Raw genomic sequence first — 14,434 nt, forward strand, 5'->3', positions numbered from 1 at the left:
ATCGGCGCGTATCTCGCGTCGATGGGCTGACAAAACGGAGGAAAATCACATGAAGATCAAGGTGACGAGCGTCTACGTCGACGACCAAGAGAAGGCACTGCGCTATTACACGGACGTGTTGGGCTTTGTGAAAAAGAACGACTTTTCGCAGGGGCCGTATCGCTGGCTGACGGTCGCTTCGTCGGACGAGCCTAACGGCACGGAGCTCCAACTGGCGCCGAATAACAATCCGGCGGCCAAGGCCTATCAGCAAGCGATGCTTCAGCAGGGCCAACCCGCGGCGATGTTCTACACCGACGACGTGAAGGGCGACTACGAGCGCATCAAGTCACGCGGCGGCGAGTTCACGATGCCGCCAACCGACGTGACCGCCTCGACCATCGCCATGCTGAACGACAGCTGCGGCAATCTCATTCAACTCGTGCAGCTGGCGCGCAGGTAGGGCCAGAAAACGTTACTCGAAGCCCCCTTCGAAACCTGGCTTCGCACGCCAATAGAACACTTGCGCGAGCGATTACGAGCTATCAGCCATCCTGGCGCCCGCGGACGGGTACTCTCCTAGTTGGCGGCGCGTCTCAGCGTTGAACTGGTCAATGGCTTCACTGAGAAACTGGAGCGATCGCGCGAGCTCGAAGATAGACATAACGGCGTGGTCGACTGACTGCCGTGATTCCTCGAGCGCGCTCCCCCTGCCGGACGCGATGGCACTATCAGAGCGCCCGCCAGCTGCAGATGGCTGGTCCCACTCCGGGCCTGAACGCTCGACTCGCATGCATCGAAATCTATCGAGGGGCGGCATCGCCAACCAAGGTCGAGCGAGCATCGCGATCAGTAAACCGATCCCGACGAGGATCCCTGCGATGAACCATACTGCGACGCGCTCCGCGTTGATCAAGCTCTGCGGCTCGCCTTGCGCGGCGCGCGTTATCGCTCTACGCTAGCCCGCTTACCCTCTTACACTCGACGCTGCCTCCATGCACCGACGCTCGCACGCACTGCTTGCGCTACTCTCCGCATTCGCCAGTCTGACGGCGTGCGCTTCCCATAACGCACAGAGCGCCGCTCCAGGCGCCGGCTCCGTCCAACCCGGCGCGTTCGACGTCGTCATCGAGAACGGCCGGATCATCGACGGCACCGGCGCGGCGTGGTTCTACGGCGACGTCGGCGTCGTTGGCGACCGCATCGCGCGCATCGCGCCGCCCGGCAATCTCCGCGGGGCCACCGCGAAGCAGCGGATCGACGCCCGTGGGCTCGTCGTTGCACCGGGATTCATCGACATCCAGAGCGGCTCGTACGGCAACTTCATCGGCAACGGCGACGGCCGCTCCGTCAGCAAGATCACGCAGGGGATCACGACCGAGATCATGGGCGAGGGCGGCACGCCCGCGCCGCTCAACCCCGCCACGCGCGAGACCGGCGGCTTCGCGTTAGGCAGCCGCGGCCCCGATTCGAGCTTCATGGGTGGGCACGGGTTCGCCGCATGGCTCGACGCGATGGCGCGACACGGCTCGTCGCCTAACGTGGGATCGTTCGTCGGCGCGGCAACCATTCGTGTCTACGCCAAGGGTGAAGCGCAGGGCGCGCCCACGCCGGCGGAGCTCGATACGATGCGCGCCGTGACGCGACGGGCGATGGAGGACGGCGCCTTCGGGATCGGCTCGGCGCTCATCTATCCGCCGGGGAACTACGCCACCACCGGTGAGCTGATCGAGATGGCGAAGGCGATGTCGCCCTTCGGCGGCATCTACATCACGCACATGCGCTCCGAGGGCGATCAGCTCCTCGAGGGAATCGACGAAGCGATTCGCATCGGCCGCGACGGCGGCGTACCGGTCGAGATCTATCACCTCAAGGCCGCAGGGAAGCGCAACTGGCCCAAGGCAGCACAGGCAATCGCGAAAATCGATTCGGCTCGGCGCGCCGGCCTGGACGTGCAAGCGGACATGTATGCGTACACGGCGGGCGGCACGGGCCTCTCCGCGTGCACGCCGCCCTGGGCTTCGGAGAACGGGAAGCTCATCGAGAACTTGCAGAACCCCGAGACGCGCGCCCGCATCAAAGCCGAGATGCTGAGTGAGCAGACGCCCTGGGAGAACCTCTGCTTTCTGGCCATGCCAGAGAACGTGCTGCTCTTAGGCCTGCGTCAGCCGCAGAATGCGCAATACATGGGCAAGCGGCTGTCCGAGGTGGCAAAGGCCATGGGGAAGGATTGGCCGGACGCAGTTATGGATTTGCTAATCGCCGAGCGTCAGCGGATCGGCACCGTGTACTTCCTGATGAGCGAGGACAACGTGCGACTGCAGCTCCAGCAGCCGTGGATCAAGTTCGGCACCGATGCCGGCGGCACCGACCCCGATAGCGCAAAGGGCACGCTCACGCACCCGCGCGCGTACGGCAATTTCCCGAAGATCATGGGCCAGTACGTCCGCGACGAGCACGTGATCCCGCTCGAGGACGCAGTGCGCAAGGCGACGTCCGCCGCCGCGACGCGTCTGTCGCTCGAGCAGCGCGGAATTTTGCGCGAGAGCTTCTATGCCGACATCGTCGTGTGCGACCCGGCGACGATCGGTGAGCGCGCGACATACGAGAACCCTCATCAGCTCTCGACTGGCGTCGAGTGGGTGCTCGTGAATGGCGTTCCTGTAGTCGCAAACGGCAAGCCGACGGGCGCGAAGCCGGGTCGCGTGCTGCGCGGCCGCGGTTGGCGGTAGCGACAATCATCGTAGCGGCACGTCGAGGCGGTTTCTTCGTACTCATGGATATCGTCTCGCGGACGAAGTGGCGAGCGCGCGCCAACGTTCCTCATCGACGCCCTTGACGAGCAGCCAGCCGATCATCGCGATCGAGCCGATCAGTGCGATGAGCGCGACGACGTTGAACACGGCGTAGCCGAGCGTCGGCGAAAGGAACGCGAGCCAGCCGACGCCGGCGATGATCGTCAGGACGCCGAGCCAGCGCGGAAGGAAGGCGGAACGCAGGACGAGCCACCCCTCGAGCACCGTCTCGAATCCGAAGAACGCGAGCGCGACGCCGGCGCCGTGATCGTTCACGTTCAACAGGATCAGCGATAGCGCAGGCAGTTGAGCACTTGTAAATGCGCCGAAGACGTTCTGGTTCAAAAGGAACAGCGGCGCCAGGTAGAACACTCGGCTGAATGTCTTGATGGTGCAGCCCACGAGGCCGAACGCGAGTGCCAGCGTCGCGACGGGGCGGTTCACCGGCTTCAGAAGATGGAACAGCAGTACGGTCTGAGCGATCTGCGCCGCCATCTCGATCATGTAGAACGTGAACCCCGCGCGATACAGTGTCTCGTTCGCGAGAATGTTGCTGGCCGTGCGCGCGGGGTCGCGGAACGAGATCAGCCGCTCGCTGATCAGTCCCTGAGCCACGATGCCGAAGACGATGGTGACGAGGAAGAGAAGGGCGATCGCCCTCGCGAGCGTGCGCGGCGACCATGCGGTGGGCTGCTCAACGGTTGCGGACATGGCGGCGGAGTCTGAGGGGTCCGATGGCCTTCTCATATGGTGTGCCCATACGAGAGGCGTCGGCGACGGGTTTCAGGATCATTTGCGGCGCGGTGGGGTCGCGACGACGATATGTCCCGTCAGCGGCGAATCATTTCAGATTTTGTAAGAAAGAACGCGATAGCGTCGCGCGATGCCGACGGGCGGCCGTAGCTTGACGCCTTCGGTCGAGGATCCTCTCACATGACACGTCGTCGCGATTTCGTCCGTCACGCCGCACTCGCCAGCGGCGCCTTTGCACTCGGCCTCCGTCCTCGGCTATCGATTGCTCCGGCACCGAAGAGCCTGAACCTGTTGATCCTTGGCGGCACCGGGCTCACCGGACCATTTCAGGTTCGTTATGCACTGGCGCGCGGACACAAAGTCACGGTGTTCAATCGCGGACGCCGCAATAAACTGCTGCCCGCTGGTGTGACGGAGCTCATCGGCGACCGCAACCTGCATCAGATGGATCAGCTGAAGGGAAAGGAGTGGGATGTCGTGATCGATAATCCCACGTCGCTCCCGTTCTGGGTGAAGGACGTTGGCGAGGTGCTGAAGGAGAAAACGAAGCAGTACGTCTTCATCTCCACGATCTCCGTCTACGATACGAAAGGACAGAAGGCGCTCGAGGAGTCGTCGCCGCTGCTGCCGTACACGAAGGGCGATCCGCTGGCCGTGACCCAGGCGGAGCTCATGAAGGACGTCGAGGGACTCTACGGACCGATGAAAGTTGCCTCGGAACGCGAAGCCGCTAAGTGGTTCGGCGATCGCCTAACGATCCTCCGTCCGACGCTGATCGCGGGACCGGGGGACGATTCATTCCGCTTCACCTACTGGCCGTATCGCATCGCGAAGGGTGGTGAGATCCTCGCACCGGGCGACGGGCTCGATCACGTGCAGATCATCGACGCGCGCGATCTTGCCGAGTGGACGATTCGCGTCGTCGAGAATGGCACGACCGGTACGTTCAACGCCGCGGGTCCGGCGTCACCGATGACGATGGCGGAGCAGCTCTACGGCATCCGCGGCGCCTTCGACGGGACGCGTGAGCTGTCGTTCACGTGGGTGCCGGCTGATTTTCTTGCTGCGCAGAAGGTCACGCCCTGGGGCGACATGCCGACGTGGATTCCACGGACCGACCCCGACTATGCTGGCGCCAACGCTTCCACCGTGCGCGCCCGCTCGGCCGGACTGACGTTCCGGCCGCTGAGCGTCACGGCGGTGGACTCGCTGGAGTGGTTCAACGCTACCCCGACCGACGCACGTGAGCGTATGCTCAAGTTCGCTGGTCTGTCACCCGAGCGGGAGCGAGATGCCCTCGCGGCTTGGCACGCAGCGAAGCAATAAGCGGGCGGATAGTTTCTATCGCTGAAGCAATCGATACCAGCGCGGCCAGGCGGTCGGCGAACAGCTGGCCGACGGCGCACGCCGGGCAGGTCGAGCGTCTGGCTCTTGATGTCCACCGACTTTGCGAGCAGCGCATCCTCGTCGGTCTGGTGCTGCGGCCTCGAGGGGATAAGCCTGCCGAAATCCGCCCGCGTCGCGCCTCGAGCGGCCTGTTCGTTGCCAGATTCGTCGGTATGTGGCCCGCAACACCATCGCCGTCGGATCGACGCGCGCCGGTTCGTTGGAGTCCCGGCGCGAAGGACGGCGTCGGCACGGCCGTCGGCACGCGCAGCCGCGTGTGGTTTACGCTCGCCGGCGGTGTCGTAACCGAAGTATTCTATCCATCGGTGGACTGTGCGAACACGCGGGCGCTCTATCTGGCTGTAGTCGTGGACGGCCGGGTCTTCGTCGACAGAGAGGCGCGCGCTGACGTGCGGGCCGTGGCGCCCTGGGCGCCGGCCTACGATGTTCGCACGCCGCTCGACGAGGGTGGGCTGGTCGTCCACAAGACGATCATCACCGATCCCGAGCGGTCGGTACTGCTCCAGCGCATTCGCCTCGAGTGGTCCGCGGACCGCGCGAGCGAGGTGCGAGTGTACGTGATCCTCGAGCCGCACGTCGGGAACAACGGCGAATCGAACGACGCGTGGCTCGGCGACTACAAGGGTCAGCGCGCGGTGTTGGCGCGTCACGGGGATGCCGCGCTCGCGCTGCTGTGCTCGCGCCCGTTCATCGGCGGTGCGTGCACGTACGCGGGCGATGATGACGCGCTCGCCGATCTCCGCGCCAACGCAATGCTGACGATCGACAGCACCGCCGCGAGGTCGGGCAACCTCCAGGTGGCCGCCGAGGTCCAGCTGAATGACTCACGAGAGCTCGTTCTCGCGTTAGGCCTCGGCCAGTCGCCCGATAACGCTGGCCAGCAGGCGCACGCGTCGCTACTCAGCGGGTTCGATCGCAGCTTGCGGCGATACGTGCGCGAGTGGCGACGTTATCGGCGAAGCTACCAGAGCGACGTCGCTGATGATCAGCCCTCTGTCATCGCGACGGTGCACGCCTCCAGCGTGACGATGCTGCGCGCGCACGAGGACAAGGAGCGCGCCGGCGCGATGATCGCGAGCATGGCAATTCCGTGGGGAGAAGCGCACGGCGATCATAATTCCCACGGCTACCACCTCGTCTGGCCGCGCGATCTCGTCGAGGCCGCGGGCGCGCTCCTCGCCGTTGGTCTCGGCCAGAGCGCGCGCCGAACGCTCTTGTATCTCATGAGCACACAGGAACACGACGGCGCGTGGCCGCAGAACATGTGGCTCGACGGCACGAGTTACTACCAGGGCATGCAGCTCGATGAGGTCGCGCTCCCCATACTTCTGGCGAGCATGCTGGCGCAACACGACGAGCTGGACGTGCTGGATCCCTGGCCGATGATCCGGGCCGCCGCGGCGTACCTGACGCGGACCGGACCCCTTACTCCCCAGGACCGTTGGGAGGAGGAAGGCGGCTATTCGCCGTACACCGTCGCCTCGGAGATCGCGGCACTCGTCGCGGCGGCGCGCTTCGCCGATGCACGCGGCGAGCACGAGTTGGCGTGTTTTCTTCGCGAGACCGCGGACTACTGGAACGCCTCACTCGAGCGATGGACGTACGTCTCCGGAACGCCGATGGCCGAGCGCTACGGCGTCGACGGGTACTACGTGCGGCTCACTCCGCCCGGGGCGATGAGCGATGGATGGGCCGTCGACACGTCGGCGCCGCTCACCATCAAGAATCAGCGATGCAAGGGCAGGGAGCGACCATATCGGGAGATCGTCAGCCCGGACGCGCTCGCCCTCGTGCGCTTTGGTGTGCGACGAGCGGACGATCCGCGCATCCGCGACACGATCACGGTGATCGACGCCGAGTTGAAGACGAGCACCGTGCGTGGGCCGGTGTGGCACCGCTATACCGACGACGGCTACGGCGAACCGGCTGACGGCAGCCCGCATCTCGGATGGGGCATCGGGCGCGGGTGGCCACTACTGACCGGTGAGCGAGCGCATTACGAGATTGCTAATTGCCAACTGGATCGGGCGCGCGCGTTGTGCGAGGCGATGGCGAGAGAGGCGAATCCCACTGGACTGCTCCCCGAGCAGATCTGGGACGCGCCCGACATTCCGGAGCGCGGTCTCTTCAATGGCCAGCCCACGGGCTCGGCGATGCCGCTCGTGTGGGCGCATGCCGAGTTTCTGAAGCTCTGCCGGTCGCTATCCGAGCAGAAGGTGTTCGATTTGCCGGCGGACGCCGCCGCGCGCTACGGCAGCGCGATGCCGGCGTCGTCGCTCGTCGTGTGGCGCGCGGACGCTGAGGTTCGGGTCGTGCCGCGCGGCCGCACGCTGCGCGTGGAATCCGCCGACGGGCGGGAGGTCCGGTGGCGGTTGCCAGCGAGTGAACGACATGGCTGTGTCGAGATGCGCGATCTTGGTATTGGCCTTCTTTTCGCCGACGTGCCCACCGCCGAGTTGCCGCCAGGCGCCGAGCTGTGCTTTCGGATAGGGTCGGTCGGCGACGCGAGGGAGGAGCGGCGCGTCCGCGTTACGTAGAGCGGCGATGCGGCGCGGCGATTTCGGGCAGTGCCACGCGAGCGAGGCGTGATATCTGCATCGCCGGTTCTTCCACGCCGAAGGAGGGAGAGCCGCGCATGACCCACTTGGCGCGTCGAAATGCCGGGGCGGCAATTCGCAGCCTAACGAGCGATGTCGACTCCGTGGGACTCGCTCGCGCGCTCCGCAGAGCGATCGCGGGCGAAGTGCGCTTCGGCGACGGCGACCGCGCGCTGTACGCGACCGACGCGTCGAACTATCGGCAGGTGCCGATCGGCGTCGTGCTCCCGCGCAGCGCGGACGACGTCATCGCGGCGGTGGCAATCGCGCGCGGGTTCGGCGCGCCGGTGCTCATGCGCGGCGGCGGCACCAGTCTCGCCGGCCAGACCTGCAACGTTGCCGTGGTCATCGACAGCAGCAAATACTTCAATCGCATCATCGAGCTCGACGTCGAGGGCAAACGCGCGCGGGTCGAGCCGGGACTCGTGCTCGACGACCTGCGCGATGCGGCGCGCCCGCACGGACTGACTTACGGCCCCGATCCCGCGACCCACAACCGCTGCACGTTAGGCGGCATGCTCGGCAACAATTCGTGCGGCGTGCACTCGGTGATGGCCGAGTTCTACGGCTCCGGGCCGATGACCGTCGATCAGGTCGAGGAGCTCGAGATCCTGACCTATGACGGCGATCGCTTCACCGTCGCAGCGACCAGCGAGGGCGAATATGAGCAAATATTGAATCGTGGCGGCCGGCAGGCCGAGATCTATCGCGCGCTCCACTCGCTTCGCGATCGCTACGCCGACGAGATCCGCCGTCGGTATTCGCGGAACCTGCTGCGTCGGGCGTCGGGATACAATCTCAATTATCTGCTGCCGGAGTGCGGGTTCAACGTCGCGCGCGCGCTCGTCGGCACCGAAGGAACCTGCGTGGCGATCCTCTCGGCGGTCGTGCGACTGATGCCCGAGATGCGCCAGCGCGCGCTGCTCGCGCTCGGCTACGACGACGTGCTGTCCGCCGCGCGCGCCGTCCCGATGGTGCGCGATCTCAAGCCCGTGGCGCTCGAGGGCATGGACCACAAGCTCATCGAGCAGATGAAGAAAGCCAACATTCATCCACAGGATACGAAGCTGCTTCCCGAGGGCCGTAGCTGGCTCCTCGTCGAGTTCGCCGGCGATACCGCGGACGAAGCGCGGCGACGCGCGCGCGACGCCGCCGATCGCATACGCTCCTCGAAGAATGCTCCGCACGTGAAGGAATTCGACGATCCCGCGGAGGAGCACAAGATCTGGGAGGTGCGCGAGGCGGGGCTCGCTGCCACCGCATTCATTCCTGGTGAGGCCGCGGCGTGGCCGGGTTGGGAAGATTCAGCGGTTCCGGTCGAGCATTTCGCAGACTATCTGCGCGAGTTGCGCGATCTCATGCAGAAGCATGGTTACGACGCCGCGTTCTACGGCCATTTCGGCCAGGGACTCGTGCACTGCCGTCTCAATTTCGATCTCGAGACGGAGGAGGGACTCGAGAACTATCGCGCATTCATGTACGAAGCGGCGCGGCTCGCGACCCAGAAATACGGCGGTACGCTATCTGGCGAGCATGGCGACGGGCAGGCGCGCGGCGAGCTGCTGCCCATCATGTACGGCGACACGATCGTCCGCGCGTTTCGTGAGTTCCATGACATCTGGGACCCGCATGACGGGATGAATCCCAACAAGACTGTCGCCGGCTACACTTGCACGGAAAATCTGCGGCTCGGAGTGAATTACCGGCCGCCGCAACCCGAGACGGCGTTCGATTACCCTGAGGACGAGCACCGATTTTCGCACGCGACGCTGCGATGCGTGGGCGTCGGGCTGTGCCGGCGTCACGAGGGCGGCACGATGTGCCCGAGCTACATGGTGACGCGCGACGAGAAGCACACGACGCGTGGCCGGGCACATCTGCTCTTCGAGATGCTTCAGAATGGGCCGGTGCATCACGGCTGGAAGAGCGAAGAGGTGAAGTCGTCGTTGGACCTGTGCCTCTCGTGCAAGGGCTGCCGAGGCGACTGCCCCGTCCACGTCGACATCGCCACGTACAAAGCGGAGTTTCTGTCGCACTATTACCGCGGCCAGCTCCGGCCGCGGCACGCATACGCATTCGGGCTCATTCACCGGTGGGCCGACCTTGCCGCGACGGCGCCTAACGTGGTGAATTTCCTGACGCACGCGCCGGGACTCTCGGCGATCGCGAAGCGCCTTGCCGGTATGGCGCCGCAGCGGTCGATCCCACGATTTGCCCCCCGCACATTCTCAGCGTGGTTTCGCTCGACGCGGCGGCCCGCGTCCGAGAGCACGGAGAAGCGTGTGATTCTCTGGCCGGACACGTTCAACGATCACTTCTTTCCGCAGACGCTGGCCGCGGCGGTCGAGGCGATCGAGAGCACGGGCTGGACCGTCGTGCTTCCGCGCGCGGGCCTGTGCTGCGGGCGCCCGCTGTACGACTACGGCATGCTCGATCAGGCGAAGCGCCAGCTGCGCTCGATCGTGCACGCGCTCCGTGACGATATCGCCGCCGGCACGCCGGTTGTCGGTCTCGAGCCGAGCTGCGTGTCCGTGTTTCGCGACGAGCTGACGCAGATGTTGCCGGGCGACGAAGATGCGAAGCGCCTGTCCGACTCGACGATGATGTTCGCCGACTTCATGCAACGGCGGCTCGACGACGGCTGGCGCGCGCCGCATGCTCTTGGAGGGCGCAACGCCATCCTCCACGGCCATTGCCACGAGAAGGCGGTGCTCAAGCTGGAGGGCGTGACCGCGCTTCTCGACGCGATGGGCATTCATTATGAAACGCTCAACTCCGGCTGCTGCGGGATGGCTGGCGCGTTCGGCTTCGAGAAAGACAAGTACGAAGTCTCCATCGCCGCCGGCGAGCGCGTGCTCCTGCCGCGAGTGCGAGCCGCCGAAGCATCGACGGTGCTCATCACCGACGGCTTCAGTTGCCGCGAGCAGATCGAACAGACCACCAACCGGCGCGCTCTGCACCTGGCGGAGGTCGTCCAGCTCGCGAGCCACGCCGCATCGGTGGGACTGGACGGCCAGCGCCCCGAATCGGTAGCACCGCGATTGTGGCCGGCGGCACTGCGGCAACCGTCATGGTCCGCCCTCGAGAAGGGTACGCTCGCGTCTGGCGCCGCAGGAGCCGTGGTCGCCGCGATCGCTCGCATTCGGTCGCGCGCGCGCGGCCGCGCTCAGGACTGATCCGAGTACGGCAATACGATGACCCAGGCAAGGCGTTAGGCGCTGGACACGAATCTCTGCGATAGTTTCACTCGGCGGCGAAGAAGGGCTCGTGGCAGCTCTGGAGCTGACTCGGCCTCTGACGGAGTGCCGGTAATCCGCACGGTCCGTGGCCAGCCACCTGGCGGGTCATCGACGACGACTTTGACCCCGCCCACGGGAACATAACCATCGCTTTCTGCGGACAAGCGATGTTCCATGGTCGCGCCGACAATCCACAGCAGATGCGCTGGCCGCAGACAGAGGGGGTTCTGACAGCGACGATGGATACGGCCGCCTAACGGAAACTCGCCTGCGCTCCATAACCATGCGAGGCGAGATGGCGAGATCGAGCTCTGACCGATGTGGAATGCCGGGTGGCCATCCTTGCTGCAGCATCCGCGCCACTCCCAGCACGCGTTTTCGTCATCCGGCCGCTCGACGCGTGACCAGAATCGCACCATGATCGCGGGGTCTCGTCGAACGGCGAGAAGAGCCTGCTTGTTCGATGGGCGCACCATATCCTCCAAACATCCACCACGATACCTAACGAGCCGCTCGCTCCCTCCGTCAGCGGCGTGCTTCCGACGACGAGCTGCTGCCGACGCGGCCACTGCCTTCATTCCGAGCCCCGGCATGGTGGCGATCCCGCTCGGCCAGGGTCTCGCTCCGTTGGTCCACGTGAGCGCGTGCTTGGGGATCACTCTGCTCGAGTGACTTCTGTCCGTCGCGATTGGCGCTCGAATCGCGTCGTCGCGGCTCGCTACGGCCGCTTTCGTTACCAGCCATTCGGCACCTCCTGCATCGCCTCGGTGGCTATTGCCGGTACTGCTATCGCGTGCAACTCCTGCGCCTCGAGTGTGAATGCCGGCGAGATGGCGTGTGCATATGTATAGACATCAATGCATCTGTCTGCCAATGGTGTTACGGCGCAGACCGCACCTAACGAGCAGCGGCTGGAATCGGGCAGCGGCTGCTAGGGCCGTGGCGGCATCGGCTTGGCGAACCGGTTGTAAAGCCATGCGACGACGAGTCCCCACGCCGCGCCGTCCACCACGGCGTAGGACGTGCCGATGACGATTTCGCCGAATCCGCCGGCGTGATATCCCGGGTAAATCGACGCAATCACGTCCAGGAACGTGCCGGCATAAGAAGGCCAGATGAGGTGCGCGAGCCCACACAGGAAGACCGCCGCGCCCCAGACGATGGCGAAGGCTATGGCCATCCCTTTCAAGTTCAGTTGCATCGTTTCCTCCGTGATACGGATGCGAAGCGGGGCCACGTTCAAAAACGCTCAAACATCGACGAGCCGAAGAGGAAGTTCCCCGCTGCCTCAGCGAGGAACGACGCGTAGCGCGAGCCCGCGCACGGCACGAGAGCGGTTCACCAACACGGTTGACGAGTCGCCGTGGAGCCCCCGACGAACCCGTGCGACGAGTGAATCGACGTCACGCTGACGCGCTCCGCGCCCGGCGATGACTGCGATCTGCAACTGCCGGTATCGCGACGACATTGTCGACAACGAGTCAATGACGAGTCCGTCCCTGGGGCCAAGCCGACGTGGCCTCGTCGAGACGAACGCATGTTGCACCACGAGCCCCGGCAGAGCGAGGGCGTGCTCCAGTTGGCGACCGAGGATCTGTACGGATTGGGCCGCGAGCGATTCCGGTGCCGCGTACACGACTCGCAAGACATTCCCCCCGGCGGAATCGCCGATGGCAAGGTCGAATCCCAAGATCACCATGGAATCCGGCAACGTCAGCGTGCCGAGTGCGTCATCAACTTCGCCACGCAGCGCGGTGACGCGCGTCGCGGGCGTTGGCATGGGCGGGCCAACGTTAGGCGCAGCAACCGGCTTCGCGACGGCGAGCAGATCGGCGAGGCTGGAGAGATCGCCGCCCGAGGACGCCGGCAATTGGTCGAGGACGAGGGCTATCGGTTCCCCCGCCCGAGCCGACGCGCGGCGCTCGAACTCGTGCCGGACCGAATCTCCGAACCAGCCCGTCGTGGCCACGTTGAGCACAACGCGCGTCGCGCCCTGGCCAATCTCGACGTCCCGGTTGATGACGAACGACTGTCCAGGCTTCTTGAACAGTTGTACCGCTTCATCGACCGCACGCTCTACACGTGATTCGCGCGCGATCTGTTTGAGCGTTTCCCGAAGCGGAATGGCGACGAGGGCGACGAACCCCACCACGAGGGCGACACGGGTCCAGAGGGAATGCATGATGCCTAACGATCGCAATCCGGGGATCCGCTCGATCCAATTGGTGAGGTGATTGCCCACGTGGTCGCGGTGCCATGCTTCGGCTAGCCCCAGCACAGGGTGTCGCTGCATACCAACGATCAGAAACACGCTCATCCCGCTCATGACGATGCCAGCGAGATTCGCTCCGTAGAGCAGGAGGCTGCCGCGAATGATCGGCCAGTTCCAGCCCGTACCGATTCCGTATCCCGTGACGGCGAGCGGAGGAACCAGGGCGACGGCCACCGCAACACCTGGCACGGCTCCCGAGAGCCGGCTGCGGCGTGCCACCGTCACGACCGCCCCGGCCAATCCAGAGAAAACGGCAATGACGAGGTCGAGCGTCGTCGGCCGCGTCCGCGCGGCGATCTCGGTCGTCACGGTTTGAAAAGGCACGGGCAGCGCTACCGCCAACAGCGCGGCAATGACAATGACGGCACAGGTACTGAGCAGTACAATCAGCGCGACCTCGATGGCCAGTCGCCCATCGCCGACCGCGAGCGCCAGCGCGAGGCCAACAATCGGCGCCAACAAGGGCGCGATGAGCATCGCGCCGATAATCACAGCGGAACTGTTGAGCGCCAGGCCGAGCGCCGCGATGGCAGCAGCAAATCCGAGCACGAGCCAATATGCGATGCCCGTGTCCGTGGCCGTATTCGCGGCTTCCGTAAAGATCTCCGTGCGATCCTCTGCGCTGGCCCACGCTCGCCACCGCGCACCGCGCGGTGGACTCCGCGAACCCTGCGCGTCCTTTATCATCGTCATCGAGCTTTCTGCTGGCGCGCCAGGCGTTCGACAGCGCGGTGATCGAGTTGCTCAGTCGCGAGATGGCCGGCAATCCGGAGCTGCCGAACGACTAATCGCACTCCACAACGCGGAGATAGGGCTCACTCGCCGGTTCGCTGCGTCGAGCTCCCCAGAATCGCTGCTCCTGTGAGACGTCAGCCTCGGCAACTTCTGACAAGCGCGTTCGCAACGACGGGCGCACGAAGAAACGCTCCAGAGCGGCTTCCGCCTCCGGGCCAATCGGAGCCGAGCCAAGGCGCGGCGCCTGCACGATGTCATTGCTCGTCACCGCATACAGGTTGATGTGCTTTCGATTCGCCGAAACGCGAGCGCAGACGAGCGGGACAACTACTCGGCGGAGCGCGCTGCCACTTTCCCAATGTGGATCGAGCTCTACCTCGATGTGCCGCATGCGTAACGTCAGAATGTCGACGATCACGTCGGACACGCGCCCGACGCGTCGTCCATCCTCGGCGAAAACGAGCCAGCTACGTATGTCGGGTTGACCCGGCACGATAGCATACTGCGGAAGATGAGCGAGCCGATAGAGCGTGCTCTGCCGGCTCTGCTCGGGCGCGGCGCGAGTTGTCTTGTTGGAGTCTGTGTGCGGCATGATCGTATCTCCTTGATCGGTGGCTTCGTTGTGGTTTCTCCTGAAAAGGACAGGTGCGCCGTTGC

10 protein-coding genes are annotated in these 14,434 nt (G+C 65.1%); 5 read left to right on the plus strand and 5 right to left on the minus strand.

Annotated features, from left to right (window positions below):
* The first annotated feature begins 49 nt into the window (after window positions 1-49).
* Both VGH98_08935 and VGH98_08940 read left to right on the plus strand, forming a co-directional pair.
* Window positions 50-442, plus strand: a complete 393-nt coding sequence (locus tag VGH98_08935; protein HEY2376084.1) for a VOC family protein — start codon at window positions 50-52, stop codon at window positions 440-442.
* Window positions 443-974: 532 nt separating this feature from the next.
* Window positions 975-2,711, plus strand: a complete 1,737-nt coding sequence (locus VGH98_08940; GenBank protein HEY2376085.1) for a D-aminoacylase — start codon at window positions 975-977, stop codon at window positions 2,709-2,711.
* A 42-nt stretch (window positions 2,712-2,753) separates the two neighbouring features.
* On the opposite strand, the gene VGH98_08945 is transcribed toward VGH98_08940, so the two are convergent.
* Window positions 2,754-3,485 (minus strand): DUF4386 domain-containing protein, encoded by a 732-nt coding sequence (locus VGH98_08945; GenBank protein ID HEY2376086.1) that lies wholly within the window; start codon window positions 3,483-3,485, stop codon window positions 2,754-2,756.
* A gap of 222 nt (window positions 3,486-3,707) precedes the next feature.
* Between VGH98_08945 and VGH98_08950 the strand changes: the two genes are divergently transcribed.
* The 3 genes from VGH98_08950 (at window position 3,708) to VGH98_08960 (ending at window position 10,707) form a co-directional block, all read left to right on the plus strand.
* The gene (locus VGH98_08950; GenBank protein HEY2376087.1) at window positions 3,708-4,853 is read left to right on the plus strand and encodes an NAD-dependent epimerase/dehydratase family protein; all 1,146 of its coding nucleotides are present in this window, start codon (window positions 3,708-3,710) and stop codon (window positions 4,851-4,853) included.
* Window positions 4,854-5,086: 233 nt separating this feature from the next.
* Window positions 5,087-7,471 carry a glycoside hydrolase family 15 protein gene (locus tag VGH98_08955; protein ID HEY2376088.1) on the plus strand — a complete coding sequence of 795 codons (2,385 nt, stop codon included), beginning with the start codon at window positions 5,087-5,089 and terminating at the stop codon, window positions 7,469-7,471.
* A 98-nt stretch (window positions 7,472-7,569) separates the two neighbouring features.
* Window positions 7,570-10,707, plus strand: coding sequence for an FAD-binding and (Fe-S)-binding domain-containing protein (locus tag VGH98_08960; protein HEY2376089.1), 3,138 nt, complete (start codon window positions 7,570-7,572; stop codon window positions 10,705-10,707).
* A gap of 35 nt (window positions 10,708-10,742) precedes the next feature.
* On the opposite strand, the gene VGH98_08965 is transcribed toward VGH98_08960, so the two are convergent.
* The 4 genes from VGH98_08965 to VGH98_08980 form a co-directional block, all read right to left on the minus strand.
* On the minus strand, window positions 10,743-11,429 hold the full coding sequence (locus VGH98_08965) for a hypothetical protein (protein ID HEY2376090.1): 687 nt from the start codon (window positions 11,427-11,429) through the stop codon (window positions 10,743-10,745).
* A 272-nt stretch (window positions 11,430-11,701) separates the two neighbouring features.
* Window positions 11,702-11,971: a hypothetical protein gene (locus VGH98_08970; GenBank protein ID HEY2376091.1), complete on the minus strand. Its 270-nt coding sequence runs from the start codon at window positions 11,969-11,971 to the stop codon at window positions 11,702-11,704.
* 87 nt (window positions 11,972-12,058) lie between these two features.
* Window positions 12,059-13,735, minus strand: coding sequence for a DUF389 domain-containing protein (locus tag VGH98_08975; GenBank protein HEY2376092.1), 1,677 nt, complete (start codon window positions 13,733-13,735; stop codon window positions 12,059-12,061).
* 91 nt (window positions 13,736-13,826) lie between these two features.
* Entirely contained in the window at window positions 13,827-14,369 is a 543-nt protein-coding gene (locus tag VGH98_08980) for a PRC-barrel domain-containing protein (GenBank protein ID HEY2376093.1), read from the minus strand.
* Between the last annotated feature and the right edge of the window lie 65 nt (window positions 14,370-14,434).

The sequence above is a fragment of the Gemmatimonadaceae bacterium genome (assembly GCA_036496605.1).
Classification (GTDB): Bacteria; Gemmatimonadota; Gemmatimonadetes; order Gemmatimonadales; family Gemmatimonadaceae; genus AG2.